The organism is Variovorax sp. Root473, from assembly GCF_001426505.1.
GTDB lineage: Bacteria > Pseudomonadota > Gammaproteobacteria > Burkholderiales > Burkholderiaceae_C > Variovorax.
This window is the reverse complement of sequence record NZ_LMEV01000015.1, coordinates 92,784-119,045: the sequence shown is the minus strand read 5'-3', so window position 1 is coordinate 119,045 and position 26,262 is coordinate 92,784. Positions and strand designations below refer to the sequence as shown.

Here is a 26,262-nt window from a genome sequence, read left to right as displayed (position 1 = left end):
TCCGTGAAGGCGGCCGTACCGTGGGTTCGGGCGTCGTGGCCAAGATCCTCGACATCTAAGCCGGACGCAAAGGAATCACCATGGCTACCAAGCAAAAGATCCGCATCCGCCTGAAGGCATTCGACTACAAGCTGATCGACCAGTCGGCCGCTGAAATCGTGGACACCGCCAAGCGCACCGGCGCGATCGTCAAGGGCCCCGTGCCCCTGCCGACCCGCATGAAGCGCTTCGACATCCTGCGTTCGCCGCACGTCAACAAGACGTCGCGCGACCAGCTGGAAATCCGCACGCACCAGCGCCTGATGGACATCGTCGATCCCACCGACAAGACCGTGGACGCGCTGATGAAGCTCGACCTGCCGGCCGGCGTCGACGTCGAGATCAAGCTGCAGTAATTCGACCTCGCGTCGCATTCCGAGCACAGCCCGCCTGCAGAAATGCAGGCGGGCTTTTTTGTGCTTCACGTTTGTTTATCAACTGTGGCATCCTCGCGCACCGGCCTGCAGGACGCAGTGCGCCGGGGCTGAAACGAGGGCAGCACACGTGATGAGCCAGAAGTTCTCTTTTGCATTCGGTGCGGCGTGCGTCGCCGTGGCATTGCTGGCGGGTTGCGGTGGGGGAGGAGGCGGTGGCGGAGGCGGTGGTGGGTTGCCCATTGGCCCGCCGATCGTGCTGAATCCGGTTGCCCTGAGCGGCAAGGCCACCTACGACTCGGTGCCGAACGACAGCGGTCCGCTCCTGTATGCAAACACCACGGTCAAGCCGGTGCGCGGCGCCACGGTGGAGGTGCTCGATGCCAGCACGTCGGCGCAACTCGCGCTGACGACCACGGACGACAACGGCAACTACACGGTCTCGGTGCCGGCCAACACGAACATCGCCGTGCGCGTGCGTGCCCAACTGACCCGGACTGGCCCGGGCGCCACCTGGGATGTGACGGTGCGCGACAACACCCGCAGCGACGCGCTCTATTCGATGCAGTCGGCGAGCTTCTCGTCGGGAAGCGCGGCGCTGACGCGCGACCTGCGCGCGGACAGCGGCTGGGGAGGCTCTGGTTACAGCGGAACGCGCGTCGCAGCGCCGTTCGCCGTGCTCGACACGGTCTACACCTCGATGCAGAAGGTGCTGTCGGTGGCGCCGGCCTCGGCGTTTCCTGTGCTGAAGGTTTTCTGGAGCGTCAACAACGCGCCGTCGGACGGAATCAATCTTTCGGCGGGACAGATTGGCACGACCTTCTTCTTCAACAGCGGAAGCAACGGTCGGCAGATCTACGTGCTGGGCAAGGAGGATGTGGACACCGACGAGTTCGATGCACCAGTGATCGCGCACGAATGGGGGCACTACTACCAATCGGCCTTCAGTCGGGATGACTCGATCGGAGGCGGGCATTCGATGGACGATCGTCTCGATCGGCGCCTTGCTTTCTCCGAGGGTTGGGGTAATGCGTGGTCAGGCATTGCCCTGGAACGAAGCAACTATGTCGACTCAAAGCTGCCGCAGCAAAGGGGGGGCAGCCCGTTGGATCTCTCGCGTGGTCCTACAAGCAATCCCGGCTGGTCCCGCGAGTCATCTGTCCAGGCCATCCTGTGGAACCTCAACCGGCAGGCCGGCTTCAAGCCCATCCACGACACCTTGACCGGCTTCCAGTTCCGAAGCGGCGCGCCGGTCACGTCGATCCACGCCTTCGCCGCCGCGTTCAATGCGACGTCGCCTGGCAACGCCTCGGCGCTGAACAGCCTGCTGAGTGCGCAGAACATCATCTCCAACGATGCATTCGGCGCGGGCGAAACGAACGATGGCGGGTTGCCCACCGTGACCGGCGTGCTGCCGATGTACCAGGCCTTGACTGTTGGTGCAATGCTCAACAACGTCTGTGTTTCCAATGTGGCGGGCACGGGCAACAAGCTCGGCAACATCGCCTACCTTCGCTTCACCGCGCCAGCGAACCGGGACTACCAAGTCACGGTCGGGGGCGCCGCGGTGCCGGACTTCGACGTCTTCCGGGGTGGGGAGATCGCCCGGTCGGGCAACCGGGTCAGCCTGAGCGCGGGTGAGTACGTTCTGGCGGTACGGGATGCCGCAATGACGAGTTCCTCTGCTTCGCCGGTGTGCCTCAGCGTGCTCGTTCAATAAGGAAGGGAAGGCTCGCGATGATCCTGAACACTCGCCTCTCTCTGGCCGCTGCACTGGCGGCGGGACTTGCACTGTCCGCGCTCCCGGTCTGCGCCCTGGCCGACGGAATGCCGCCGATCCGCACTACCGCGAAGTCGTCGCCTGCGGACCTGAAGGGCTCCGCCACGCCCTGGGTGGCCGCCTCGAGAAAACCCAATGACTCCGGCGTCAAACTGCAGTACCGGCTGGGCGCCGCGCCGCAGGCCGGCAAGCCGACGGTCGTTGTCCTCCAGTTCGACGGCGTCAGCGACCCTGCGGGCGCCAGCGTGGCACTGACGGTCGATGCGGGGCTGACGCTGTCCGGCAGCGCGTCGCTGAGCCTGCCGCCGGGGCAGCGCTCCGACGCTTCCGTCACGGTGGTCAGCCAGGGCGAGGGGCTGGCCTACCTGAACGTGTTCATCACGCAGGGCGGCCGGACCAGCGCCATTTCCATCCCGATCCAGACTGGCGCGGCGGCGCCCGCGATGAAGGCCGGCGGCGAGATCAAGTCGCTGCCAGGCGGCGACAACATCATCTCGCTGCCCGCGAAATAGGCTCGAAAGCCAGCCGAAACGGGGCCGGAATCCCCTGAATCCGGCCCGGAAAGGGCCACTTGCGCCCCGGCTCGGCTACGGGCTATAATCTCTGGCTCTGCCCTTGTTGCGTCCATTCGGGCGTCGTTTTGGCAGAGATTTATCAACCTTCTTTCGCAGGCCGGGAAACCAGCCAAACGCTGTCGCCAATTGAAGTGGCAGCGGCGAAGGAAGTCTTCCATTTTTGGAGAAAACAAATGAGTCTGAGCAACTCCCTCGGGTTGCTGGGCCGCAAGGTGGGGATGATGCGTCTCTTCACCGATGACGGGGACGCAGTTCCTGTCACGGTGGTGGATGTGTCCAACAACCGTGTGACCCAGATCAAGTCCCAAGAGACCGATGGCTACGTCGCCCTGCAGGTGACGTTCGGTTCGCGCAAAGCATCGCGCGTGACCAAGCCGCAAGCCGGCCACCTTGCCAAGGCAGGTGTCGAAGCTGGCGAGATCAGCCAGGAATTCCGTGTCACCGCCGATACCGCAGGTCAGCACAAGGCTGGCGGCGTGATCGCGGCAGGCAGCGTGTTCTCCGTGGGCCAGAAGGTGGACGTGCAAGGCACGACCATCGGCAAGGGCTACGCCGGCACGATCAAGCGTCACAACATGAGCTCGCAGCGCGCATCGCACGGTAACAGCCGTTCGCACAACGTGCCCGGCTCGATCGGCATGGCACAAGACCCCGGTCGCGTGTTCCCCGGCAAGCGCATGACGGGCCACCTCGGCGACGTCACCCGCACGACGCAAAACCTCGACGTGTTCCGCATCGACGAAGCACGTCAGCTGCTGCTCATCAAGGGCGCGATCCCGGGTTCGAAGGGTGGCTTCGTCACCGTGCGTCCCGCCATCAAGGCCAAGCCGCAAGCGGCTGAAGGAGCGAAGTAATGCAACTCGAACTCCTGAACGAACAAGGCCAGGCCGCGTCGAAGTACGACGCCCCCGAGACCGTGTTCGGCCGTGACTACAACGAAGACCTGGTCCACCAGATCGTCGTTGCATTCCAGGCCAATGCCCGCCAAGGCACGCGCGCCCAGAAGGACCGCGAGCAGGTCAAGCACTCGACCAAGAAGCCTTTCAAGCAAAAGGGAACGGGCCGCGCCCGTGCCGGTATGACGTCCTCGCCCCTGTGGCGCGGAGGCGGCCGTATCTTCCCGAACATGCCTGACGAAAACTTCTCGCAGAAGATCAACAAGAAGATGTACCGCGCCGGCATGGCCGCCATCTTCTCGCAGCTCGCTCGCGAAGGCCGTCTGGCCGTGGTCGATTCGCTGACCGTGGATTCGCCCAAGACGAAGCCGCTGGCAGCCCGTTTCAAGGCAATGAATCTCGAGTCCGTGCTCGTGATCGCCGAAGAAGTCGACGAAAACCTGTACCTTGCCTCGCGCAATCTGGTCAACATCCTCGTGGTCGAACCCCGTTACGCCGATCCGGTGTCGCTGGTTCACTACAAGAAGGTGCTGGTCACCAAGGGTGCCGTCGACAAGCTCAAGGAGATGTTCGCATGAGCCGCGTGAACCCCACCCCTGCACAACGTAAGTTCGACGAAGGCCGTCTCATGAACGTGCTGGTCGCACCGATCGTGTCCGAAAAGGCCACGATGGTCGGCGAGAAGTCGAACGCTGTCACTTTCAAGGTGCTGCAAGACGCCACCAAGCCCGAGATCAAGGCCGCTGTTGAACTGATGTTCAAGGTCGAAGTCCAGGGCGTGTCGGTGCTCAACACCAAGGGCAAGACCAAGCGCTTTGGCAAGTCCATCGGCCGCCGCGACAACGTTCGCAAGGCTTATGTGACGCTGAAGGCCGGTCAAGAGCTCAACCTCGTCGGGGAAGGCGCTTAATCATGGCCGTCATCAAGATGAAACCCACTTCGCCGGGCCAACGCGGCGCGGTGAAGATTTCGCGTGACCACCTGCACAAGGGTGCGCCTCACGCAGCCCTGCTGGAACCCCAGTTCCAGAAGGCCGGCCGTAACAACAACGGTCACATCACGATCCGCCATCGTGGCGGTGGTGCCAAGCACCACTACCGCATTGTCGACTTCGTGCGCAACAAGGACGGCATCCCAGCCAAGGTCGAACGCATCGAGTACGACCCGAACCGCACCGCCCACATCGCTCTGGTCTGCTACGCCGACGGCGAGCGCCGCTACATCATCGCCCCGCGCGGTCTGGAAGCTGGTGCAACGCTGATGTCGGGCGCAGAAGCCCCGATCCGCGCCGGCAACACCCTGCCGATCCGCAACATCCCCGTGGGTTCGACGATCCACTGCATCGAGCTGCAACCCGGCAAGGGTGCGCAGATCGCTCGTTCGGCTGGTACCTCGGCCACGCTGCTGGCCCGTGAAGGCGTTTACGCCCAGGTCCGCATGCGTTCGGGCGAAGTCCGCCGCATTCACATCGAATGCCGCGCGACCATCGGTGAAGTGGCCAACGAAGAACACAGCCTGCGCCAGCTCGGCAAGGCCGGTGTGAAGCGTCACATGGGTATCCGCCCGACCGTTCGCGGCGTGGTGATGAACCCGGTCGACCACCCGCACGGTGGTGGCGAAGGCAAGACTGGCGAAGGCCGCCATCCTGTCGACCCGTGGGGCAATCTGACCAAGGGCTATCGCACCCGTAACAACAAGCGCACGCAGGTCTTCATCGTGTCGCGTCGCAAGAAGTAAGGGATAGCCAATGACTCGCTCTCTCAAAAAGGGTCCTTTCGTCGACCACCACCTCGTGGCCAAGGCCGACAAGGCCGTGACGACCAAGGACAAGAAGCCGATCAAGACCTGGTCGCGCCGCTCGATGGTTCTGCCCGAGTTCATCGGTCTGACCATCGCTGTGCACAACGGCAAGCAACACGTGCCCGTGTACATCACCGACCAGATGGTCGGCCACAAGCTCGGCGAATTTGCGCTCACGCGCACGTTCAAGGGGCACCCCGCGGACAAAAAAGTCCAGAAGAAGTAAGGAACGACCATGTCTGAAACACGTGCAGTCCTCCGCGGTGTCCGCCTGTCGGTCGACAAGGGCCGTCTGGTCGCGGACCTGATCCGCGGCAAGAAGGTCGATCAAGCGCTCAACGTTCTGCAATTCACGCAGAAGAAGGCCGCTGTGATCATCAAGAAGGTGCTCGAGTCGGCCATCGCCAACGCCGAGCACAACGACGGTGCCGACATCGACGAGCTGAAGGTCAAGACCATCTACGTCGAGCAAGGTGCAACGCTCAAGCGCTTCACGGCGCGCGCCAAGGGTCGCGGCAATCGCATCAGCAAGCCCACGTGCCATGTGTACGTGACGGTTGGCAACTAAGAAGGCCTGGAAGAAATATGGGACAGAAAATCCACCCAACCGGGTTCCGCCTTGCGGTCACCCGTAACTGGTCCAGCCGTTGGTACGCAAGCGACCGCGATTTCGCGGGCATGCTGGCCGAAGACATCAAGGTTCGCGAATACCTGAAGAAGAAGCTGAAGAACGCTTCGGTGTCGCGCGTCATGATCGAGCGTCCCGCCAAGAACGCACGCATCACGATCTACTCGGCTCGTCCGGGCGTCGTGATCGGCAAGAAGGGCGAAGACATCGAGAACCTCAAGCGCGAACTGGGCAAGCAGCTCGGCGTGCCGGTGGCAGTGAACATCGAGGAAGTGCGCAAGCCCGAAATCGATGCGCAGCTGATCGCTGACAGCATCACGCAACAGCTCGAAAAGCGGATCATGTTCCGCCGTGCCATGAAGCGCGCCATGCAAAACGCCATGCGTCTGGGTGCCCTGGGCATCAAGATCATGTCGTCGGGCCGCCTGAACGGCATCGAAATCGCTCGTTGCGAGTGGTACCGCGAAGGTCGCGTGCCCCTCCACACGCTGCGCGCCGACATCGACTACGGCACCTCGGAAGCCAAGACCACGTACGGCGTCATCGGCGTCAAGGTCTGGGTCTACAAGGGCGACACGCTGGGTCGTAACGACCTGCCCGCCGTCGAAACGCCGCGTCCGGACGAAGAGCGCCGCCCGCGTGGTCCCCGCCGTGATGGTCGCCCTGGCGACCGTCCGGGTGGCGACCGCCGTGGTCCCGGCCCCCGTGCCGGTGCCCGTGGTCCGATCGGTGGCAACACCGCTCCGGCCGATGGCAGCGACAAGCCCGCAGAAGCAACCGGCGGTGCCGGTGCAGACTCGAAACCCGCCGTTAAGCGCGTCCGCAAAGCCGCGCCCGCTGCAGCAGCGGACGGTGCCAAGACCGAGTAATCGGTCGCTCCCGGGCACGCAAGTGCCTGGGGCCCTCACGGAGTAACAAAACATGCTGCAACCTGCACGCAGAAAGTTCCGCAAGGAACAAAAGGGCCGCAACACCGGCATCGCAACCACGGGTAACTCGGTTGCGTTTGGTGATTTCGGTCTCAAATGCACCGACCGCGGCCGCCTCACGGCGCGCCAGATCGAAGCCGCTCGTCGCGCGATTTCGCGTCACGTGAAGCGCGGTGGCCGTATCTGGATCCGCGTGTTCCCGGACAAGCCAATCTCTACCAAGCCCGCTGAAGTGCGGATGGGTAACGGTAAGGGCAACCCCGAGTACTACGTCGCTGAAATTCAGCCTGGCAAGATCGTGTTCGAGATCGTCGGCGTGCCCGAAGAACTCGCCCGCGAAGCGTTCCGCCTGGCCGCCGCCAAGCTTCCGCTGCGTACGACGTTCGTCGCTCGCCAGCTCGGCGCCTGAGAGGAGAACACCCATGGCAACCCGTAAGAAGAAGGAAACCGCGGCTTCGGCCAAGGTGACGAAGGCTGCAACCCTGCGCACGAAGGACGTCGCAGGCCTGCAAGCCGAAATCAAGGATCTGCAGAAGGCCCATTTCGGCCTGCGCATGCAGAAGGCCACGCAGCAGCTGTCGAACACCACGACGCTGCGCGTGACGCGTCGCGACATCGCGCGCGCCAAGACCATTCTTGCTCAGAAAGAGCAAGAGACCCAAGCCGCCAAGTAAGGAGTGAACATGACGGAAGCTAAAAAATCCCTCAAGCGCACCTTGATCGGCAAGGTGGTCAGCGACAAGCGTGCCAAGACCGTGACCGTGCTGGTCGAGCGCCGTGTGAAGCACGAGCTCTACGGCAAGATCGTGGCCAAGACGAGCAAGTACCACGCCCATGACGAAAAGGGCGAGTACAAGCTGGGCGACACCATCGAGATCACGGAAAGCCGTCCGATCTCGAAGACCAAGAACTGGGTTGTGACCCGTCTGGTCGAGAAGGCCGCCCTGGTCTGATCAAGCACTCGGTTGCCCCCGAGGCAACCCATCCGAAAACGGCCCACAATGTGGGCCGTTTTTCTTTTTCAGGAGCTAATTACATGATCAAAGTCGGCGACACCCTTCCTTCGGCCACCCTGCAGGAATATTCCGAAGTCGAGGGCGAAGGCTGCAGCATCGGCCCGAACCCGGTCGACGTGACCAAGGCCACGGCGGGCAAGACCATCGCGCTGTTCGCACTGCCGGGCGCTTTCACGCCCACCTGCTCGGCCAAGCACGTGCCGGGCTATGTGCAGCACTTCGACGACTTCAAGGCCGCCGGCGTGGACGAGATCTGGTGTGTGAGCGTGAATGACGCCTTCGTGATGGGCGCCTGGGCGCGCGACCAGAAGACCGGCACCAAGGTGCGCATGCTGGCCGACGGCAGTGCCGATTTCGCCAAAGCCACCGGCCTCACGCTCGACCTGACCGGCCGCGGCATGGGCCTGCGCAGCAACCGTTATTCGATGCTCGTGAAGGACGGCAAGGTCGCGACGCTGAACGTCGAAGGCCCGGGCAAGTTCGAAGTGAGCGACGCCGACACGCTGCTCGCACAAGCCCGCGGTTGAAGTCGGCTTAGAGCTCGACTTTGAGGTAATGAGCCCCGGCGACGGGGTTGTGATAGTAGGGCGGCACCTCCGCGAAACCCAGGTCTTCGTAGAGGGCGCGCGCCGACTCCATGTCGTTGAGGGTGTCGAGCAGCACGCAGGCATAGCCCGCGCTGCGCGCCGCATCCAGGATGGCTTCGGCCAGTTGCCGGCCGAGCCCGAGGCCCCGGAACCCGGGGCGAACATACAGGCGTTTCATTTCCGCCGCGTTCGCGTAGTCCGTGTTGTCGAGCGGGCGCAGCGCGCAGCAGCCCGCCACGTGGGCGAGCGTGCAGTCGGCACGCTTCAGCATGGGCACGGCGCGGCCTGCGTCTTCGTTCACATGGGCGGGATCGACCAGCGCGAGCAGCAAGGTGCCGCGCGGCTCGGCATAGTCGCCGGGCAGGCCGGCCAACTCACCGTCGAAGTCCTGGAAGCCGAGGTCGATGGCCAGCGAGCTCGCGTAGTCGCGAAAGATCGCGCGCACGGCCTCGAACTCATGCGGTTCCTCGGGCGTGAGGAGCACCACGGCCGGCAGGTCCGACAGCGGCAGCGGGCGAGAGACGGAAAAGCCGCTCATACGCGCAACGACGCCACCCAGAACGCCACGCCCGCGCACAGCGCGAACAGCACCAGTGCCAGCGTGCGCGATGCCGCATCGTCCCGGCTCGAGGCCACGTCGTTGCCATTCCGATGGCTGTTGGAGGCGGCACCCGCGACCACCAGCTTGTCGCCCGACAGCATGGGCCCGACCAGCCGGTGCCGCTTGACCAGCACATAGAACAGCACCGCCAGCACATGCAGGCTCACGAGGACAATCACGATCCACTTGCCCTGCGCCTTGTGCCAGCCGGTTGCCAGGCTCACCATGGCGCCCGAGACAAAACGGGTCAGTGGCCCGGAGGCGGAAATCTCGTCGTCGGCCATCAGCCCGGTGGCAACCTGCAGGATCAGCAGCGCCAGCACGGCGAACACCGACAGCGCGCCCAGTGGCGTGTGGCCGATCAGGTGGTCGGGGTGTGATTTGCCACGCAGGTAGGCGATGACCGAGCCCGGGGCGTAGATGAAGGCCGCGAACCGCGACCAGCGTCCGCCCACGAAACCCCAGACCAGGCGAAACAGCAGCAGCGCCAGCACGGTGTAGCCGAGGCGGAAATGCCATTCCATGATGCCGTTCAGGCCCGTCACGATCAGGCCGATCACGGCGAAGGCGAGCGCCCAATGAAAGAGGCGGGTCGGCAGGTCCCAGACGCGTGTGCGGGCCACCGAGAGGGTGTCGGTCATCGAAAAAGCGCCGGGGCGCGAGGCTGCGGAAGGCGCAGATTAGCAAAGTCCGGCCCGGTCGTTGCACCGGGTTGTTGCTATGCGCCCGACACGGGCAACCCCTACACTGCCTGCAGCACCGCGTTCGACGGTGCCGAAACCCCCACACCCTGAAGGAAGGACCCACGATGATCCGTTTTGCTTCGCTCGCCCTCGCAGCCGCCTGCGCTGTGATGTCCCTGCCCGCCGCGGCACAGTTCGCCAAGCCCGAGGACGCCATCAAGTACCGCCAGAGCGCGCTCTTCGTGATGGGCCAGCACTTCGGACGTCTCGGCGCCATGGCCAACGGCCGCGTGCCCTACGACGCCGCCGCCGCTGCCGCCAATGCCGAGGTCGTGGCCGACATGGCCAAGCTGCCCTGGGCCGGCTTCGGCGCGGGCACCGAGGGCGGCAAAGCCAAGCCCGAGGTCTGGAAGGAAGCCGCGAAGTTCAAGGAACACCAGGACAAGGTCATCGCCGAGACCGGCAAGCTGGTGGTTGCCGCCAAGGCCGGCAATATCGACGCGCTCAAGGCCCAGTTCGGCCCGACCGGCGCGAGCTGCAAGGCCTGCCACGACAGCTTCCGCAACCAGTAAGCCGCGGGCTTTCGCAATGAAAAAGGCGCTCCGCAAGGAGCGCCTTTTTCATTCCAGGGATACCGCGGAACCGGCTTTGCCGGGCCGCTGGTATCGCCCCCGGGCAGGGGGAAGGCGCGCGCGACACGAAGTGCGCGCAGCCTGGGGGCGAGTCAAGCTTCCGCCAGCAGTTTTTCGATCAGCTTGTGCAGCTCGGCAAAGTCGGGCTCACCCACATAGCGCTTCACGATCTCGCCCTTCTTGTTGACGATGAAGGTGGTTGGCGTGAGCTTCACGTCGCCCCAGGCCTGCGCCACGCTGCCGGTGTTGTCGATTGCCACCTTGAACGGCAGCTTGCGCGTCTCGGCAAAGTTGACGACGTAGCTCGGCGGGTCGTAGCTCATGGCCACGGCCAGCGTGTCGTAGCCCTTGGCCTTGTACTTGTCGTAGGTCGAGATCACCTTGGGCATCTCGGCCACGCAGGTCACGCAGCTCGTGGCCCAGAAGTTGACCAGCGTGACCTTGCCCTTCAGGTCGGCCGTGCTCTTGGTGGTGCCGTCGAGCAGCACGAAGGTCGAGGCCGGAGCGGCCGTGCTGCCCGAACCGAGGTACACGCCCACGCCGGCGGCCAGGGCGATCACGACGGCGGCGGCAGCGAGGTATTTTTTCATGGGCACCTGAATGAGAGAGGCGCGGCGATTTTAGTTCCGCGTGCCGGATCGCGTCCGCATACGGCCTTCATCCTCTCGAAGGCCGTTCGATAATCGCCCTTCGATGCCATCGCTTCCTTCCCCTTCCTGGCCCGTGCTGGCCCTGGCCGCCGCACTGGGCGCCTGCAGCCCCACCTTCAACTGGCGCGAAGTGCCGATCGCCGACGCCGGCCTGGTCGCGCTGCTGCCCTGCAAGGCCGACCGCGCCCAGCGCGCGCTGCCGTTGGGCGCCGAGTCGGTGCAGGTCGACATGACCGGCTGCGAAGCCGGCGGCGCGACCTTCGCCGTGGCCCATGCCGCCGCCACCAGCCCGGCGCAGGCGGAGGCCTGGCTCACGGCCTGGCGCACAGCCACGCACGGCCAACTGGGCGTGGCGCAGGTGATCCAGGGACCGGCCACATTGCCGCGCGCCACGGCCGTTCCCGCACCGTGGCGGCTCGACGGGCAATCGGCGCAGCAGGGCGTGGCGCCGGTCCAGGTGCTCTGGTTCGCGCAGTCGCAGAAAGACGGCAGCGTGTCGCTCTACCAGGCCACCGTGCTCGGCCGTCCGTCCTCGCCCGAGGCGACCAAGACCTTCTTCGAGGGCCTGCGCCTGCCATGAGTCCGGGCCGCGAGGCGCAGCTATCGTTTTTGTAGCTGTTGCCGCGGCGCAAATGGCCGCATTCCCCGGCTGGCGCGTTGTGTCCTCCATGTCTCTACTTCCTCTGGGCGCCCCCGCATAATCGACGCGTCGTCCTCCGAGCCGCATGAACAGCATCCTCATCATTGCCCATTCCCCGTTCGCACAGGCGCTGCGGCAATGCGCGCTGCATGTGTTCCCCGACTGCGAGCAGGCGGTCGTGGCGCTCGACGTGCTGCCCAACGTGTCGCCCGAGGAAACGCTGGCCGCCGCGCGCATCACGCTCGCGCAGCAACTCCATGCGCCGCGCTCGCAGGTGCTGGTGCTGGCCGACGTGTTCGGTGCCACACCCTGCAACGTCGCGCAGAAGCTGGTGGACGGCGTGCGCTCGCGGCTCGTGGCCGGTGTCAACCTGCCGATGCTGCTGCGCGCCGTCACCTACCGCCACGAACCGCTCGAGACGCTGGTGCAGCGCGCGCTCGCGGGCGGCACTGCCGGCGTCATGCAGGTGGCGGTGGCGGCTCCCCAGAACCAGGCGAAAAGAAAGCACAGTGATCAAGAAATCCGTGACCATCAGCAATAAGCTGGGCCTGCACGCACGCGCGTCGGCCAAGCTGACCAAGCTCGCCGGCAGCTACCCGTGCGAGGTGTGGCTGTCGCGCGGCGACCGCCGCATCAATGCCAAGAGCATCATGGGCGTCATGATGCTGGCCGCCGGCCTCGGCGTGACCGTCGAGCTCGAGACCAACGGCCCGCAGGAAGAAGAAGCCATGAACGCCATCGTCCAGCTCATGGACGACAAATTCGGCGAAGGCGAATGACTGTGGCCCCCACGCTCCGCACTGCGTGTCGTCGCTGCCCCCCGAGGGGGCTCGGCCGCCTTGGGACGGCCCGGCGGCGGCCGATGACCTTCGGTCCACGCGCATGACCTTCGCAGTCCACGGTCTTCCCGTCGCCCGTGGCATTGCCATCGGCCGCGCGGTGCTGGTGGTGTCCAGCCGCATCGACGTGGCGCACTACTTCATCAAGCCCGACGAGATCGAGACCGAAATCGACCGCGTGCGCACCGCGCGCAACGCGGTGGCCGACGAGCTCACGAAACTGCAGGCCAGCGTGGCGCAGATGGGCCCGAACGACGCCCCGCACGAGCTCGCGGCGCTGCTCGAGGTGCACCAGATGCTGCTGCAGGACGAGGTCCTGAGCGGCGGCGTGAAGCACTGGATCAGCGAGCGGCTGTACAACGCCGAATGGGCGCTGACCACGCAGCTCGAGGTCATCGCGCGCCAGTTCGACGAGATGGAGGACCCGTACCTGCGCGAGCGCAAGGCCGACCTCGAACAGGTGGTCGAGCGCATGCTGCATCGCATGAAGGGCACGGCCGCCGTGCTCGCGCCGAGCCCGCCGCGCCGCAAGCGCGCAGCCGCGCACCACGACGACGAAGACGACGACCCCACCGCGGGCGACGGCTTCGACGTGCCGCTGGTGCTCATCGCGCACGACCTCTCGCCGGCCGACATGCTGCAGTTCAAGAAGAGCGTGTTCGCCGGCTTTGTCACCGACGTGGGCGGGCGCACCTCGCACACCGCCATCGTCGCGCGCAGCATGGACATCCCGGCCATCGTCGGCGCACGCTCCGCGAGCCAGCTGGTGCGCCAGGACGACTGGGTCATCATCGATGGCGACGCCGGCGTGATGATCGTCGACCCGTCGCCGATCATCCTGGCCGAGTACGGCTTCAAGCAGCGCCAGGGCGACCTCGAACGCGGCCGGCTTGCGCGGCTGCGCCACAAGCCCGCCGTCACGCTCGACGGCCAGCGCGTCGAGCTGCTGGCCAACATCGAGATGCCCGAGGACACGGCCGGCGCCGTGAAGGCCGGCGCCGTGGGCGTAGGACTGTTTCGCTCCGAATTCCTTTTCATGGGCCGCGAGAACTCGGCGCGCCAGACACGCCTGCCCGACGAAGAAGAGCAGTACCAGGCCTACAAGCGCGCGGTCGAGGGCATGCAGGGCATGCCCGTCACCATCCGCACCATCGACGTCGGCGCCGACAAGCCGCTCGATGGCAAGTCCGCCAGCAAGCAGGAGCACCTGAACCCCGCGCTCGGGCTGCGCGCCATCCGCTGGAGCCTGGCCGATCCGGCGATGTTCCTCACGCAGCTGCGCGCCATCCTGCGCGCGGCGGCGCACGGCGAGATCCACCTGCTCATTCCGATGCTCGCGCACGCCAGCGAGATCCGCCAGACGCTCTCGCTGATCGACTTCGCGCGCGCGGAACTCGACAACCGCGGTGCCGTGTACGGCCACGTGAAGCTCGGCGCGATGATCGAGATCCCGGCCGCGGCGCTCACCCTCAAGACCTTCCTGAAGCACTTCGACTTTCTGTCGATCGGCACCAACGACCTGATCCAGTACACGCTGGCCATCGACCGCGCCGACGAAGCCGTCGCCCACCTGTACGACCCCGCGCACCCCGCGGTGCTCAAGCTTGTGGCCGACACCATCACCGAGTGCCGTCGCCAGGGCAAGGGGGTGTCGGTGTGCGGCGAGATGGCGGGCGATGTCGCCTTCACCCGCCTGCTGCTGGGCCTGGGCTTGCGCAGCTTCTCGATGCACCCGTCGCGCATCCTCGCCGTGAAGCAGGAAGTGCTGCGCGCCGACACCGGCAAGCTCGAACCCTGGGCGCAGGGCGTGCTCGACGCGGACGATCCCGCGGCCGCACTGGCGGGCTGAGCCCGCGCTTTCGCATACCTTTGTCTTCGTAATTCACCGTGAAAGTGGTGGGGTGCGGGGCGAGTGAAACAAACCGAAATACGGCGATACGGCCGTGAAAGGACTCGCCGGGCATCGACGCGCACCATCAGGTCTCCTCTTCCAACCCCCTGAAAGAAAGGCCTGCATCATGATCGTCAAGTCGTCTCTGCCCCTCGCCCAGCTCATCGCTGTCGGTTCCTTCGCCATGCTCGCCGCCGCCGGCGCCAAGGCCGAAACTTATCAAGGCGTCCACGCCCCCGTGTCGGCCCTGAGCCGCGCCGACGTCGCCGCCGAAGCCGTGCGCACGGCCACCGCCCCCGACCAGAACGTCGTGCGGGGTTCGCGCGGTCCCGAGACCGTGGCCGTGTCGACCGACCGCGCCCGCGTCATCGCCGAGGCCGTGCGCACCGCTGCCGCCCCCGACCAGAACGTGACCTCCGGCTCGCGCGTGAACAGCAAGGTCATCTCGACGATGCAGAACCCCGTCGACGCGCGCGCCGCCGCCGCGCGCGACAGCGGCAACCGCCTCTGAGCCACTGCGGCGCATGGATCGCCGCCGTCGCCTCGTCCATCACCGAAGCCGCCCCGCGCAGGGGCGCATGAAGGAGCACCCCTATGAAGCACTGGATCAAACGAACCCTGTTCGGATTCGCCGGCCTGGCCGTCGTGGCCGGCAGCATCGCCGGCTGTGCCGGCCACCGCCACGGCTGGGGCGGCGACAGCGCCGAGTTCCGCGCCAAGATGGTCGAGCGCGTCGGCAGCAAGCTCGAACTCGACGCCGCGCAGAAGCAGAAGCTCACCGTGCTCGCCGAGAAGCTGCAGGCGCAGCGCCAGGCGATGCGCGGTGCGGGCGGATCGGGCGACCCGCGCTCGCAGTTCAAGGCGCTGTTCGCGGGCAACACGCTCGACCAGGCCGGCGCCGCGCGCCTGATCGAAGAGAAGACCGCCGCGGTGCGCACCGGCAGCCCCGAAGTCATCGCCGCCGCGGCCGATTTCTTCGATCACCTGAATGCCGCCCAGCAGCAGAAGGTGCGCGACTTCATGGAGCGCGGCGGCCGTCGCTGGTCTCGCCATGGCTGAACTGGGCTCACCCCCAGGCTTCGCGCACTTCGTGTCGCTGCGCCTACCCCCTCTCCGGGGGCGGCGCCTGCGGCCCGGCGAAGCCGGTTCCGCGGTGCCCCACGAAAACGCCACTGAAGGTGGCGTGCGTGCGGTGTTGCGGCTCGAAGGCGCCGTCGTGCTCGGCGTGGCACTTGCAGCCTACGCCCAGTTCGGCGTGGGCTGGGGTGTGTTTGCGCTGTGGCTGTTCGCGCCTGATCTTTCGCTGCTGGGGTACCTCGCGGGGCCGCGTGTCGGTGCGGCGCTGTACAACGCGGCGCATGCGCTGATCGGGCCGGTGCTGCTGCTGGCGTTCGGCGTGTTCGCGGCGCAGCCATGGGCAGTGGCCGGCGGCCTGATCTGGCTGGCCCGCGTCGGGCTCGACCATGCGCTGGGCTTCGGCCTCAAGTACGCGACCGGTTTTGCGTCCACCCACCTCGGGCGCATCGGCCGCGCCGATCCATGGTGATCGCGAGCGTGCGGTTTTTTCTGACGGCGGGCACGCCCCGGGCGGTGCCATGCCGTCCGGATTGATTGCCAGCTTCGCCATCCGCGCTCTCTTTGCCAGGAGGCACAATCCCGCCATGCCGCGCATCCTGCTGATCGACGACGACGAACACCTCGCCGCGCCGCTGACCACCTACTTCGCACGCTTTGGCTGCACGCTCGACAGCGCCAAGCGCCCGAGCGAAGGCATCGCCAAGCTGCGCGCCGGGCACTACGACGCGGCCATCCTCGACGTCATGCTGCCCGAGATGGACGGCTTCGAACTGTGCCGCGAGATCCGCAAGGAAAGCGACATCCCCATCGTGATGCTCACCGCGCGCGGCGAGGTGATGGACCGCGTGGTCGGCCTCGAACTCGGCGCCGACGACTACGTGCCCAAGCCCTTCGAGCCGCGCGAACTCGTGGCACGCGTGCAGACCATCCTGCGCCGCCAGCGCAGCACGCCGGCAGCGGCGGCGGCCAACGCGCAGCTGCGCGTGTTCGACGGCCTCTCGATCGATCTCGACCGGCGCCAGGTCACGCGCCGCGGCGAGCGCGTGGAGCTCACCGGCACCGAATTCGACCTGCTCGCACTGCTGGCTGGCGAGCCCGGCAAGGTGTTCAGCCGCGACGACATCCTGAACCGCCTGCGCGGCCACGAGGCCGAGCTCTTCACGCGGGCTGTCGACATCGTGGTGAGCCGGCTGCGCAAGAAGCTCGAGCCGCTCGATTGCATCAAGACGCTGCGCAACGCCGGCTATGCGCTGGCCGTGGCGCCGGGCGAGCCCGCTTCATGAGATTGTCCCGAGGGCGCGAAGGCGCTGTGCCTGCGGACGGCGAGGGCCGTTGCCCCGGCGCGGAACGGCGCCGGCACTGGCATGCGCGCATGCATGCCCACATGCAGCAGCGCTGGCGCAGCTCGGTGCGCGTGCGCATCGTGATGATGTTCGTCGTGCTCGCGCTCGTGATGGCCATGGTCTTCGTGGGCGGCATGAAGCGCTCGTTCTCCAGCACCTGGGCCGAGGCCGCGCAGCCGATGCTCATGGACTACGCCGACCGCCTCGTCGCCGAGCTCGGCACGCCGCCCGACACGGCGCGCGCGCAGGCGCTGGTCGACCGGCTGCCGATCACGATCCGCATCACCGGGCCCACCGTGAACTGGGAATCGAACCCGGGCAACGACATGCACGCGCGCGGCGGCTGGTTTCACGACCGCGACCGCGAGGAGTCGATGTTCTCCACCGAGCGCTGGTTCGTGCGACCCACGGCCGACGGGCACAAGGTCATCTTCGGCTGGGCGCCCCGGCTGTGGCAGTTCGCGCCGCGCGCAGCCGGCTGGACCACGCTGTGCGTGCTGCTGCTGCTCGTGGTGGTCGCCTACGGGCTCGTGAGCCGGCTGCTGCGTCCGCTGATCGACATTCGCGAGGGCGCGCAGCGCTTCGGCCGCGGCGAGTTCACGCAGCCCATTCCGATCCGCCGCAACGACGACCTGGGTGATCTCGCGCAGCGCGTCAACACCATGGCCAGCGACATCCAGGCCATGCTCGACGCCAAGCGCGGGCTGCTGCTGGCGCTGAGCCACGAGCTGCGCTCGCCGCTCACGCGCGCCCGCCTCAACGCCGAGCTGCTGCCCGCCACGCCCGAGGGCGAGGCCGAGCGCGAGGCGCTGTTGCGCGACCTCAACGAGATGCGCGACCTGATCAGCGACCTGCTCGAAAGCGAACGCCTTGCGAGCCCGCATGCCGCGTTGCAGCGCGAGCCCGTCGACCTCGCCGCGCTGGTGCGCGAGACCGTGGCCGAGATGCCCGGCGCGCAGGCGGTGCAGCTTGACCTGGCGGAGGGCCTGGCGCCGCAGGCCGTCGACCGCATGCGCGTGCGCCTGATGGTGCGCAACCTGCTGGACAACGCGCTGCGCTACAGCGCCGGCGCGCCGCAGTCACCGACCGTGGGCTTGCGCGCGCCGGTGGAAGGCGGCGTCGAGCTGGAGGTGCGCGACTTCGGGCCGGGCGTGGACGACGCGCAGCTCGAACGCCTGACCGAGCCCTTCTATCGCACCGACGGCGCGCGGGCGCGCGCGACGGGCGGTGTCGGCCTCGGCATGTACCTGTGCCGGCTCATCGTCGAAGCGCATGGCGGCCGCCTCACGGTGCGCAACGCGCACCCGGGCCTGCAGATCAGCGTGCGTTTCGGCTGAGGCACGTGGCGGTCGCGTCGGCGCTGCGCAGGCTGCTCCTGCCTCGATAGCACGCGCCGCACGGGTGTCGCCTGCGCTACGCGCGAGGCCCGGACCCGCGACTACGATGCGCCTGCATCGCCGACGCCCGGCACACCCACGTCAAGGAGACAGACACCATGAGCAGCCCCCTCAACAACCATCAGGTCCGTCTTGCCAAGCGCCCCGAGGGCACGGCCACGCGCGAGCACTGGCGCTTCAGCACCGAGCCCGTGGCCCAGCCCGACGAGGGCGGCGTGCTGGTCAAGACGCTGTCGCTGTCGCTCGACCCCGCCATGCGCGGCTGGCTCAACGACGCCAAGAGCTACATCCCGCCCGTGGCCATCGACGAGGTGATGCGCGCCGGCGGCATCGGCCGCGTGGTGGCCTCGAAGAACCCGCAGTTCGCCGTGGGCGACACCGTGTACGGCACGCTGGGCGTGCAGGAATACATGCTGGTGCCGCAAGACCAGGTCAAGCGCAACGGCCTCGTGAAGGTCGACCTGCGCGTGGGCACCATCACCCAGTGGCTCAACGTGCTGGGCATGCCCGGCATGACCGGCTACTTCGGCCTGATGGACGTGGGCATGCCCCAGGCGGGCGAAACCGTCGTCGTCTCGGGCGCGGCCGGCGCCGTGGGCCAGACCGTGGGCCAGCTGGCCAAGATCAAGGGCTGCCGTGTGGTCGGCATCGCCGGCGGCGCCGCCAAGTGCGACTGGGTGGTGAAGGAACTGGGCTTCGACGCCTGCATCGACTACAAGGCCGGCGCAGGCGCCGTGCGCGAAGGCCTCAAGACCCATTGCCCGAAGGGCGTGGACATCTACTTCGACAACGTTGGCGGCGACATTCTCGATGCGGTGCTGGCACGTCTGGCGCGCAAGGCCCGCGTGATCATCTGCGGCGCCATCAGCCAGTACAACAACGCCAACAGCATGCCGGCCGCCGGCCCGAAGAACTACCTGAGCCTGCTCGTGAACCGCGCGCGCATGGAAGGCATCGTGGTGTTCGACTACGCCGACCGGTATCCCATCGCTATCGCCGAGATGGCCGGCTACCTGAAGGACGGCCGCATGAAGAGCAAGGAAGACGTCGTGAAGGGGCTCGACACCTTCCCCGAGTCGCTGAACAAGCTGTTCGCGGGGGAGAACTTCGGCAAGCTGGTGCTGCAGGTCGCCGAAGACTGAGAAGGCACGAATAAACCTACTGCGCGCTCCGATCTCGCATCTGCGGTCCTCACCGTACGGGTGTACGGTTCCGGTCCTCGACGCGACCTCGGAGCGCTCGCTACGGTTTCTTCACGCCTTCTGATCGGGTGTCCCAGCGACCTCAATCGCCGATGGGCCGCATCGGAATGTCGCCCATCGCATCGTCCTCGCGCAGGCCGCGCGCGGCCTTCAGCAGTTCGATCGAGAGACCGTCGCCGTGGCCGGCAAAGCCCTGGGCGATGCCTTCCAGCACGGTCGACAGGCCGGCGTCGCCGTCGGCGCGGGCGTCCATGCTGATGTTCAGGACGCGCGCCGCCATCTGCCGGTAGGTGACGGCCCCGGCACCTTCCAGCGCGGCCACCAGGTCGAGATACAGCGCCAGGTTCATGTCGAACACCAGCTTGGGTGTGATCTCGAAATCCTCGGTCTTGCTGTTCTTGTGATCCATGGGGTGACTCCTTTTTCCTGAGCCTCCACTCTAGCCACAAAAAACGTCAGGCTTTGTCGGGCATCGCCCTGATTTGTCTCATTTCGCACGCGTGCCCATCACCGCGGCCGAGATGATGAGCGCCGCCGCGAGCGCGATGCTGGCGGTGAGCGCGCGACCGGTCACGGCCAGCAACAGCGCCGTGGAGGCCAATGGCGTGAGGTAGCTGAGGATGCCGATCTGCCGCGCGTCGCCGCGCTTGAGCGCCATGTCCCACACGAAGAACGCCGCGCCCAATGGGCCCAATCCGCACAGCGCGACCAGCAGCCCGTCTTTCGCCGACAGCACGACCGAGGGCTCCAGCAATGCATGGCAGGCCAGCGACAGTACGCCCGACACCAGGCCGAACAGGCCGATGGCCGAGGTCGGGAAGGGTGTGACGCGCTTCGTCCACAGCGAGTAGCTGGCCCAGATGAAGGCCGAGCCGGCCGCGGGCAGGAAGCCCCAGTAGGTGGCGGGCGCGCCGGGCAGTGCGGCACCGCTGCCGCGCGCACCGAGGATCGCGATGGCCGCGCCCGCGAAGCCCAGCAATGCTGCCACCACGTGCAGCGGGCGCAGCGACACGCCCGGCAGCAGCACCGGCGCCAACACCACCATGAGCAGCGGCCAAAGATAGTTGACGAGATTGGCCTCGACCGGCGGTGCATGCCGCAGTGCGATGAAGAGCAGGAAATGAAAACCGAAGAGGCCGTACACCCCGAGCGCCAGCGTGCGCGGCGGCACGCGCCAGGCACGGCGGTCGCGCAGCACCAGCGGCCAGCTCGGCACGCTGCCGATGATCAGCGCCAACCCGGTCAGGAGGAACGGCGGCAGGTGCGACAGCGCCGTGCCGAGCGTGGCAAGCGTGGCCCACAGGGCGATGGCGAGCAGGGCATAGAAGGTGGCGGACATGGGCGCCGAGGCTACGCGATGCGGTCGTCGCGGGTCCACGGTGCGTCGTCGCACAACGACGGTTTCAGCGACGCAGCGCGGCAGTCAGCGCCGACGGCGACCGGTAGCCTGTGCGGCGCGCCGTCTCGGCCACGCTCAGGCCTTCGAGCCGCAGTTCGCGCGCATGGGCCAGCCGCAGCGTGCGCAGCCAGAGCATCGCGCTCTGGCCCTGCTCCGCGCGGCAGCGCTGCGCGAACTGGCTGGGGCTCAGGCAGGCGACCTCGGCCAGGTCGGCCACGCCCAGCGGCCGGTGCCAGTTCGCCTGCGCCCATGCCGCGAGGGCCGGCCAGTCGATGCGGCGGCGGCGCGCGTCCGCGACGGACGGGGAAACGCCCCAGGTTTCGAGCAGCAGCGCAGGGCCGTGTTGCAGGGCGAGCGTCGCGTGCTGCGGCTGCTGCAGGCAGTGCGCGAGGTAACGGGCCAGCGCATGCAGCCGGGGTGCGTCGGCCGGCGGCTGTTCGACGCAACGCGCCCACGGGGCATGCGGGGTGTCGAGCACGAGGCAGACGCTGCCGCCGCGCCGGGCCTCGAAGTCGTGCCGGTCTCCAGGCGCGACGACGTGGGCTTCGCCCGTTGCGATGCCACGGCCCCGGCCCTCGACTTCGACATCGAGCACGCCGTCGAGCCCCAGCAGCACCTGGAAGTGGTCATGCGCATGGCTGCCGCGCGACTGCGTGTAGTCGCGCAACGAGAGGATGGGGGCGGGCGTGTGCATGGCTCGAACGATTGTCCGCGCCCTGCCGCCGCCCGTCATCACCCCAGCTGCAGCAGCAGCGCCGAGGCCGCGCACACCAGCAAGAAGGGAATGCTGATGCGATGGAACTCGCGCAGCCCGTTCGGCAGCTTGGCCAGCCGCAGCGCGATCAGGTTGGCCAGCGAGCCCAGCACGCAGCCGAAGCCGCCCACGCTCACACCGGCCGCGAGCGCGGGCAGGTCGTGCACGTAGCGGTCGAGCAGGATCGCCGCCGGCACGTTGCTGATGAACTGCGAGGTGACGATGGCCGCCAGGTAGGTGCGCCAGCCGGTGTCGATCGGCCAGTGCCCCAGCAGCGCCGCCACGGCGGGCAGCTCGGCGAGCTGACGCAGGTCGACGAACATCAGCGCGATGATCGCCAGCAGCGCCCAGTCGATGCCGCGCAGCACGCGCGGGTAGGTGACGAGGAACACACCGAACACCACGGCCAGGCCAGGCAGCAGCCACTGGCGATCGAGCGCGACCACGAAGCCGACGAACAGCACGCCGGCCAGCGCCAGCAGGCGCGGCTGCCCGGGCGCGGCTTCGGTTTCCCCGCGCAGCGCGATCGGCGTGCGCGGCACCAGCCACCATGCGGCGACGAAGAGCCAGAACAGCATGATCGCCACGGTCGGGCCCATCATGGCCATGAAGCCGAAGAAGCTCTCGCCCGAGCGGTGCCACAGGTACAGGTTCTGCGGGTTGCCGATGGGCGTGAGCGCCGAGCCCGCGTTGACGGCCAGCGCCTGCAGCACCACCAGCCGCGCCAGTGGCAGGTGCGCCTGCACGGCCAGCACGCGCGTGAGCGGCACCAGCAGGAACAGGCTCACGTCGTTGGTGAGCAGCGCCGACAGCAATGCGGCCGTGGCCGTGAGTGCCAGGGCCAGGCCGCGCTGACTGTGCGTGTGCGCCAGCAGGCGCCGCGCGGCGGCCTGCAGCATGCCGCTCTTCTCGACGCCCTGCGTGATGGCGAGCAGGCCCGCGAGTGCGCCCACGGTCTGCCAGTCGACCAGTTGCAGCCAGTCCATGGGCGCGCGCGGACGCACGAAGGCGAACACCACCGCCACGGCGACGAGCACCCACAGCAGGCCGTTGCCACCGCCCTGTTCGGGCGGCGCGGTGTCGGCGTTCGCAGCGTCTGGGGCGGTGCTCACTCAGGCACTCAGGTCGCGCAGCTCGCGCTTGAGCACCTTGCCGATCGCGCTGCGAGGCAGCTCGTCGATGAAACGCAGGCGCGCCAGGCGCTGCGTCTTGCCGACCTGCGCGTTGGCCCACTGCAGCAGCGCGTCTTCGGTGGTGACGTCGCCCTCGCGCCGCACCACGAAGGCCACCGGTGTCTCGCCCCATTGCTCGGACGGAATGCCGACCACCGCCACGTCGGCCACCGCCGCATGGCCGCGCAGCACGCCTTCGAGGTCGCTCGGATAGATGTTGAAACCGCCGCTGATGATCATGTCCTTCTTGCGATCGAACAGCGTGAGGAAGCCGTCGGCGTCGAAGCGGCCCACGTCGCCCGTGCGGATGAAGCGCTTGCCGGTGGCGTCGAACCATTCGGCCTCGCGCGTCTTTTCGGGCTGGCGGTGGTAGCCGGTCATCATGCCGGCCGAGTGGCCCACCACCTCGCCGGCGGCGTCGAGGTTGTCGCGCGGCAGCTCGTTGCCTTCCTCGTCGATCAGGCGGATGTCGCTGCCCGGCGCGGGCTGCCCCACGGTGTGCAGCTTGGTCGGGTTCAGGTGCGCCTCGAGGATGCAGGTGCCGCCGCCTTCGGTCATGCCGTAGAACTCGACCAGCCCGCCGGGCCAGCGCTTGAGCACGTCGGCCTTGAGCGCCGCGTTGAAGGGCGCGCTGGTGCTGAACTTGTGACGGAACGAGGACAGGTCGTGCGCATCGAAGCGCGGGTGCGCCATCAGCCGCTGGTACTGCACCGGCACGAGCATGGTGTGCGTCACGCGGTGCTTCTCGGCCAGCTGCAGGTAGGCGAGCGCGTCGAATTTGGGCATCAGCACCACGCAGCCGCCGAAGGCGATGGTGGGAAAGAACACCACCAGCGTGGTGTTGGAGTACAGCGGCGTCGACAGCAGCGTGACGGTGTGGCTGTCGTACTCGTACTTGGCACCGCGCTGGATGTGCGACCAGCGCATGCCGTGCCCCTGCACGATGCCCTTGGGCTCGCCCGTGGTACCCGACGAATAGATGATGTTGAAGGCCCAGCCGGGCTGCGTCTGGACGGGCTCCGGCCGGGCGCCGGGTGCGGCGAGCCAGTCGTCGAGGGCACGCCCGACGTCGGAGCCGTCGAGCGCGATGTGCGGCAGGCCGGTGGCCTTTGCCGCGCTGATGACCTCGGCCGCCGAGGCATCGGTGAACAGCAGGCGCGCGTCGGCGTCGGTGATCATGCGCGCCAGGCTGGCGGGCGCGGAGCCGGGGGCCAGCGGGGCCACCGCCACGCCCGCGCGCAGCGCGCCGAGAAACACGGCGGCGTAGTGGACCGACGAGGCGGCGCAGACCGCGATGGCGTCGCCGGCGCGCAGGCCGTCGCGTTGCAGTGCGGCCGCGACGCGGTCCATCAGCGCGTCGAGCGCGCGGTAGTCGAGCGTGTGTTGTGCGTCCGCGAGGGCAGGGCGGTCGGGGGTGTGCTGCGCGTGCAGGCGAACGAGGTCGGCGATCGCGCCGAACTCCTGGTTCATGGCGGCTTCGAGAGCGGGATGCATGGGCGGAAAGTCCTTTGTCGGGGCGAGCCGGCAGGATAGCGGACTGGTCGCCGCCAGCCAGCACGTTGGCGACGTCGTGCGTCAGTGGGTGTTCAGGGTGGTGGACCTGGACGCATGGTTCCACCCGCCTCCATCGCGCAGGTCACGCAGCCTGCATCGATTGGTATGTGACCGGCCGAGATCACAGCGCAGGTCGGACCGCAGCCCAGCCTCGCGCTGGTCGGCTTACACGCCGGCGGCGTGCGCCTGCTGGTCGGCGTGGTAGCTGGAACGCACCATCGCACCCACCGCGGCGTGGCTGAAGCCCATCTTGTAGGCCTCTTCCTCGAACATCTTGAAGGTGTCGGGGTGCACGTAGCGGCGCACCGGCAGGTGCGAGCCCGACGGCGACAGGTACTGGCCGATGGTCAGCATGTCGATGTCGTGGGCACGCATGTCGCGCATGACCTGCAGGATCTCTTCGTCGGTCTCGCCCAGGCCGACCATGATGCCGCTCTTGGTCGGCACGTTCGGGTGCAGCGCCTTGAACTTCTTCAGCAGGTTCAGGCTGAACTGGTAGTCGCTGCCGGGACGCGCCTCCTTGTACAGGCGCGGCGCGGTTTCCAGGTTGTGGTTCATCACGTCGGGCGGCGCGGCCTTGAGGATTTCCAGCGCGCGGTCGTCGCGGCCGCGGAAGTCGGGCACGAGGATCTCGATCTGCGTCATCGGCGAGAGTTCGCGGATGTTGCGGATGCAGTCGACGAAGTGCTGGCTGCCGCCGTCGCGCAGGTCGTCGCGGTCGACGCTGGTGATCACCACGTACTTCAGGCGCAGCTTGGCGATGGTCTTGGCCAGGTTGAGCGGCTCGTCCTTGTCCAGCGGGTCGGGGCGGCCGTGGCCCACGTCGCAGAACGGGCAGCGGCGCGTGCACTTGTCGCCCATGATCATGAAGGTGGCGGTGCCGTTGCCGAAGCATTCGCCGATGTTCGGGCACGAGGCTTCTTCGCAGACCGTGTGCAGGTTGCTCTCGCGCAGGATCTGCTTGATCTCGTAGAAGCGCGTGGTCGGGCTGCCGGCCTTGACGCGGATCCACTCGGGCTTCTTGAGCACTTCGCCGGTCTGCACCACCTTGACGGGGATGCGCGACAGCTTGGCCGCGGCCTTCTGCTTGGCCAGGGGGTTGTAGGTTTCGGCGCTTTGCGCGTCGCGGACGACTTCTGTGGTGCTCATTGGTGTGTCAAGGCGCAAGGAAGGCGCCGAGCTTCTGGCCCAGCACCTTGGCGGCTTCTTCCCATGTGGTTTGGACGCCGATTGTAGAAAGGTCGACCGTTTTCAGCCCTGCGTAGCCGCAAGGGTTGATGCGCGAGAAGGGTTCAAGGTCCATCGCGACATTGAGCGACACACCGTGGTAGGTGGCGTGGCGGCTCACCTTGATGCCCAGTGCGGCGATCTTGCCCAGGCCCCGGAACGGGTCGGCGCCGGGCATGGGACCGGCGAGCGCGGCGTGCGAGAACGGGTCGCCCAGGCGCACGTAGATGCCCGGGGCGCCGGCCACGCGGTGGCCGGTCACGCCGAAATGGGCCAGCGTGCGCAGCACCGATTCCTCGATGCGGTAGACGTATTCCTTGACGTAGTAGCCGGCGCGCCGCAAGTCGATGAGCGGGTAGGCCACCACCTGGCCCGGGCCGTGGAAGGTGACCTGTCCGCCGCGGTCCGTCTGCACGACCGGGATCGGGCCGGGCGCCAGGAGGTGATCGGTCTTGCCCGCCAGTCCCTGGGTGAACACGGGGTCGTGCTCGCAGATCCATAGCGCGTCGGGGCTCTCGGGCGTGCGCTCCTGCGTGAAGCGCTGCATCGCCGCATAGGTGGCGAGGTAGTCGGCCCG

35 protein-coding genes are annotated in these 26,262 nt (G+C 67.3%); 25 read left to right on the top strand and 10 right to left on the bottom strand.

The annotated features are described in order from the left end of the window. Window positions 1-80 precede the first annotated feature (80 nt). From rpsJ to ASD34_RS10140, 14 genes are all read left to right on the top strand, one after another. Window positions 81-395: a 30S ribosomal protein S10 gene (rpsJ, locus tag ASD34_RS10205; RefSeq protein ID WP_007838118.1), complete on the top strand. Its 315-nt coding sequence runs from the start codon at window positions 81-83 to the stop codon at window positions 393-395. A gap of 151 nt (window positions 396-546) precedes the next feature. Further along, window positions 547-2,133: a hypothetical protein gene (locus tag ASD34_RS10200; protein WP_056576568.1), complete on the top strand. Its 1,587-nt coding sequence runs from the start codon at window positions 547-549 to the stop codon at window positions 2,131-2,133. A gap of 17 nt (window positions 2,134-2,150) precedes the next feature. After that, complete coding sequence (locus tag ASD34_RS10195; RefSeq protein ID WP_056576566.1) at window positions 2,151-2,705, top strand: hypothetical protein; 555 nt, start codon at window positions 2,151-2,153, stop codon at window positions 2,703-2,705. A gap of 236 nt (window positions 2,706-2,941) precedes the next feature. Continuing rightward, the gene (rplC, locus tag ASD34_RS10190; RefSeq protein WP_056576563.1) at window positions 2,942-3,622 is read left to right on the top strand and encodes a 50S ribosomal protein L3; all 681 of its coding nucleotides are present in this window, start codon (window positions 2,942-2,944) and stop codon (window positions 3,620-3,622) included. Further along, window positions 3,622-4,242: a 50S ribosomal protein L4 gene (gene rplD / locus ASD34_RS10185; protein WP_013543942.1), complete on the top strand. Its 621-nt coding sequence runs from the start codon at window positions 3,622-3,624 to the stop codon at window positions 4,240-4,242. Before rplC ends, rplD begins: the two co-directional genes overlap by 1 nt. Beyond that, window positions 4,239-4,574, top strand: a complete 336-nt coding sequence (gene rplW, locus ASD34_RS10180) for a 50S ribosomal protein L23 (protein WP_056576559.1) — start codon at window positions 4,239-4,241, stop codon at window positions 4,572-4,574. Before rplD ends, rplW begins: the two co-directional genes overlap by 4 nt. A 2-nt stretch (window positions 4,575-4,576) precedes the next feature. Then, the gene (rplB, locus tag ASD34_RS10175) at window positions 4,577-5,401 is read left to right on the top strand and encodes a 50S ribosomal protein L2 (protein WP_056576555.1); all 825 of its coding nucleotides are present in this window, start codon (window positions 4,577-4,579) and stop codon (window positions 5,399-5,401) included. A 10-nt stretch (window positions 5,402-5,411) separates the two neighbouring features. Further along, a complete protein-coding gene (rpsS, locus tag ASD34_RS10170) occupies window positions 5,412-5,690 on the top strand; it encodes a 30S ribosomal protein S19 (RefSeq protein WP_007838132.1) in 279 nt (92 codons plus the stop codon). Between the two features lie 9 nt (window positions 5,691-5,699). Next, window positions 5,700-6,032 (top strand): 50S ribosomal protein L22, encoded by a 333-nt coding sequence (rplV, locus tag ASD34_RS10165; protein WP_007838134.1) that lies wholly within the window; start codon window positions 5,700-5,702, stop codon window positions 6,030-6,032. A 17-nt stretch (window positions 6,033-6,049) separates the two neighbouring features. Further along, entirely contained in the window at window positions 6,050-6,961 is a 912-nt protein-coding gene (rpsC, locus tag ASD34_RS10160; protein ID WP_056576551.1) for a 30S ribosomal protein S3, read from the top strand. 52 nt (window positions 6,962-7,013) lie between these two features. After that, window positions 7,014-7,430, top strand: coding sequence for a 50S ribosomal protein L16 (gene rplP, locus ASD34_RS10155; RefSeq protein WP_007838137.1), 417 nt, complete (start codon window positions 7,014-7,016; stop codon window positions 7,428-7,430). Between the two features lie 55 nt (window positions 7,431-7,485). After that, window positions 7,486-7,695: a 50S ribosomal protein L29 gene (gene rpmC, locus ASD34_RS10150; protein WP_056577224.1), complete on the top strand. Its 210-nt coding sequence runs from the start codon at window positions 7,486-7,488 to the stop codon at window positions 7,693-7,695. Between the two features lie 9 nt (window positions 7,696-7,704). Continuing rightward, complete coding sequence (gene rpsQ, locus ASD34_RS10145) at window positions 7,705-7,974, top strand: 30S ribosomal protein S17 (protein ID WP_056576548.1); 270 nt, start codon at window positions 7,705-7,707, stop codon at window positions 7,972-7,974. 83 nt (window positions 7,975-8,057) lie between these two features. Continuing rightward, entirely contained in the window at window positions 8,058-8,564 is a 507-nt protein-coding gene (locus tag ASD34_RS10140) for a peroxiredoxin (RefSeq protein ID WP_056576545.1), read from the top strand. A 7-nt stretch (window positions 8,565-8,571) separates the two neighbouring features. On the opposite strand, the gene ASD34_RS10135 is transcribed toward ASD34_RS10140, so the two are convergent. Both ASD34_RS10135 and ASD34_RS10130 read right to left on the bottom strand, forming a co-directional pair. Next, on the bottom strand, window positions 8,572-9,162 hold the full coding sequence (locus tag ASD34_RS10135; protein WP_056576542.1) for a GNAT family N-acetyltransferase: 591 nt from the start codon (window positions 9,160-9,162) through the stop codon (window positions 8,572-8,574). Next, entirely contained in the window at window positions 9,159-9,866 is a 708-nt protein-coding gene (locus tag ASD34_RS10130; RefSeq protein ID WP_056576540.1) for a cytochrome b/b6 domain-containing protein, read from the bottom strand. The genes ASD34_RS10135 and ASD34_RS10130 overlap by 4 nt, the downstream gene beginning before the upstream one ends. A 167-nt stretch (window positions 9,867-10,033) precedes the next feature. Here ASD34_RS10130 and ASD34_RS10125 point away from each other — a divergent pair, with 167 nt between their 5' ends. After that, on the top strand, window positions 10,034-10,480 hold the full coding sequence (locus ASD34_RS10125; protein WP_056576536.1) for a c-type cytochrome: 447 nt from the start codon (window positions 10,034-10,036) through the stop codon (window positions 10,478-10,480). 152 nt (window positions 10,481-10,632) lie between these two features. Here ASD34_RS10125 and ASD34_RS10120 read toward each other — a convergent pair whose 3' ends face one another. Continuing rightward, window positions 10,633-11,130, bottom strand: a complete 498-nt coding sequence (locus ASD34_RS10120) for a TlpA disulfide reductase family protein (protein WP_056576533.1) — start codon at window positions 11,128-11,130, stop codon at window positions 10,633-10,635. 103 nt (window positions 11,131-11,233) lie between these two features. On the opposite strand from ASD34_RS10120, the gene ASD34_RS10115 reads away from it, so the two are divergent. The 10 genes from ASD34_RS10115 to ASD34_RS10070 all read left to right on the top strand — a co-directional run bounded on the left by ASD34_RS10115 (window position 11,234) and on the right by ASD34_RS10070 (window position 19,519). Further along, a complete protein-coding gene (locus tag ASD34_RS10115) occupies window positions 11,234-11,770 on the top strand; it encodes a hypothetical protein (protein WP_056576529.1) in 537 nt (178 codons plus the stop codon). 145 nt (window positions 11,771-11,915) lie between these two features. Continuing rightward, the gene (locus ASD34_RS10110; protein WP_056576526.1) at window positions 11,916-12,371 is read left to right on the top strand and encodes a PTS sugar transporter subunit IIA; all 456 of its coding nucleotides are present in this window, start codon (window positions 11,916-11,918) and stop codon (window positions 12,369-12,371) included. Further along, the gene (locus tag ASD34_RS10105) at window positions 12,340-12,609 is read left to right on the top strand and encodes an HPr family phosphocarrier protein (RefSeq protein WP_056576523.1); all 270 of its coding nucleotides are present in this window, start codon (window positions 12,340-12,342) and stop codon (window positions 12,607-12,609) included. The genes ASD34_RS10110 and ASD34_RS10105 overlap by 32 nt, the downstream gene beginning before the upstream one ends. A 103-nt stretch (window positions 12,610-12,712) precedes the next feature. After that, complete coding sequence (gene ptsP, locus ASD34_RS10100) at window positions 12,713-14,518, top strand: phosphoenolpyruvate--protein phosphotransferase (protein ID WP_056576519.1); 1,806 nt, start codon at window positions 12,713-12,715, stop codon at window positions 14,516-14,518. A 169-nt stretch (window positions 14,519-14,687) separates the two neighbouring features. Further along, the gene (locus ASD34_RS10095) at window positions 14,688-15,071 is read left to right on the top strand and encodes a hypothetical protein (RefSeq protein ID WP_056576516.1); all 384 of its coding nucleotides are present in this window, start codon (window positions 14,688-14,690) and stop codon (window positions 15,069-15,071) included. 83 nt (window positions 15,072-15,154) lie between these two features. Further along, window positions 15,155-15,619 (top strand): Spy/CpxP family protein refolding chaperone, encoded by a 465-nt coding sequence (locus ASD34_RS10090; RefSeq protein WP_056576513.1) that lies wholly within the window; start codon window positions 15,155-15,157, stop codon window positions 15,617-15,619. Window positions 15,620-15,713: 94 nt separating this feature from the next. After that, a complete protein-coding gene (locus ASD34_RS10085) occupies window positions 15,714-16,106 on the top strand; it encodes a DUF4260 domain-containing protein (protein WP_235510025.1) in 393 nt (130 codons plus the stop codon). Between the two features lie 115 nt (window positions 16,107-16,221). Next, window positions 16,222-16,920 (top strand): response regulator transcription factor, encoded by a 699-nt coding sequence (locus ASD34_RS10080; protein ID WP_056576506.1) that lies wholly within the window; start codon window positions 16,222-16,224, stop codon window positions 16,918-16,920. Window positions 16,921-17,009: 89 nt separating this feature from the next. Continuing rightward, the gene (locus tag ASD34_RS10075) at window positions 17,010-18,317 is read left to right on the top strand and encodes a sensor histidine kinase (RefSeq protein WP_414929870.1); all 1,308 of its coding nucleotides are present in this window, start codon (window positions 17,010-17,012) and stop codon (window positions 18,315-18,317) included. A 158-nt stretch (window positions 18,318-18,475) separates the two neighbouring features. After that, window positions 18,476-19,519, top strand: a complete 1,044-nt coding sequence (locus ASD34_RS10070) for an NADP-dependent oxidoreductase (protein WP_056576501.1) — start codon at window positions 18,476-18,478, stop codon at window positions 19,517-19,519. Window positions 19,520-19,661: 142 nt separating this feature from the next. On the opposite strand, the gene ASD34_RS10065 is transcribed toward ASD34_RS10070, so the two are convergent. The 7 genes from ASD34_RS10065 to lipB all read right to left on the bottom strand — a co-directional run bounded on the left by ASD34_RS10065 (window position 19,662) and on the right by lipB (window position 26,232). Continuing rightward, the gene (locus ASD34_RS10065) at window positions 19,662-19,988 is read right to left on the bottom strand and encodes a hypothetical protein (RefSeq protein ID WP_056576498.1); all 327 of its coding nucleotides are present in this window, start codon (window positions 19,986-19,988) and stop codon (window positions 19,662-19,664) included. Window positions 19,989-20,066: 78 nt separating this feature from the next. Further along, the gene (locus ASD34_RS10060) at window positions 20,067-20,918 is read right to left on the bottom strand and encodes a DMT family transporter (protein WP_056576495.1); all 852 of its coding nucleotides are present in this window, start codon (window positions 20,916-20,918) and stop codon (window positions 20,067-20,069) included. A 64-nt stretch (window positions 20,919-20,982) separates the two neighbouring features. Beyond that, window positions 20,983-21,672 (bottom strand): helix-turn-helix domain-containing protein, encoded by a 690-nt coding sequence (locus ASD34_RS10055; protein WP_056576493.1) that lies wholly within the window; start codon window positions 21,670-21,672, stop codon window positions 20,983-20,985. Window positions 21,673-21,710: 38 nt separating this feature from the next. Continuing rightward, window positions 21,711-22,844 carry an SLC13 family permease gene (locus tag ASD34_RS10050; RefSeq protein ID WP_056576491.1) on the bottom strand — a complete coding sequence of 378 codons (1,134 nt, stop codon included), beginning with the start codon at window positions 22,842-22,844 and terminating at the stop codon, window positions 21,711-21,713. Beyond that, window positions 22,845-24,374, bottom strand: a complete 1,530-nt coding sequence (locus ASD34_RS10045; protein WP_082548581.1) for a class I adenylate-forming enzyme family protein — start codon at window positions 24,372-24,374, stop codon at window positions 22,845-22,847. A 249-nt stretch (window positions 24,375-24,623) separates the two neighbouring features. Continuing rightward, on the bottom strand, window positions 24,624-25,607 hold the full coding sequence (gene lipA, locus ASD34_RS10040) for a lipoyl synthase (protein WP_042577540.1): 984 nt from the start codon (window positions 25,605-25,607) through the stop codon (window positions 24,624-24,626). A 7-nt stretch (window positions 25,608-25,614) separates the two neighbouring features. Then, window positions 25,615-26,232 (bottom strand): lipoyl(octanoyl) transferase LipB, encoded by a 618-nt coding sequence (gene lipB / locus ASD34_RS10035; protein ID WP_235510033.1) that lies wholly within the window; start codon window positions 26,230-26,232, stop codon window positions 25,615-25,617. Between the last annotated feature and the right edge of the window lie 30 nt (window positions 26,233-26,262).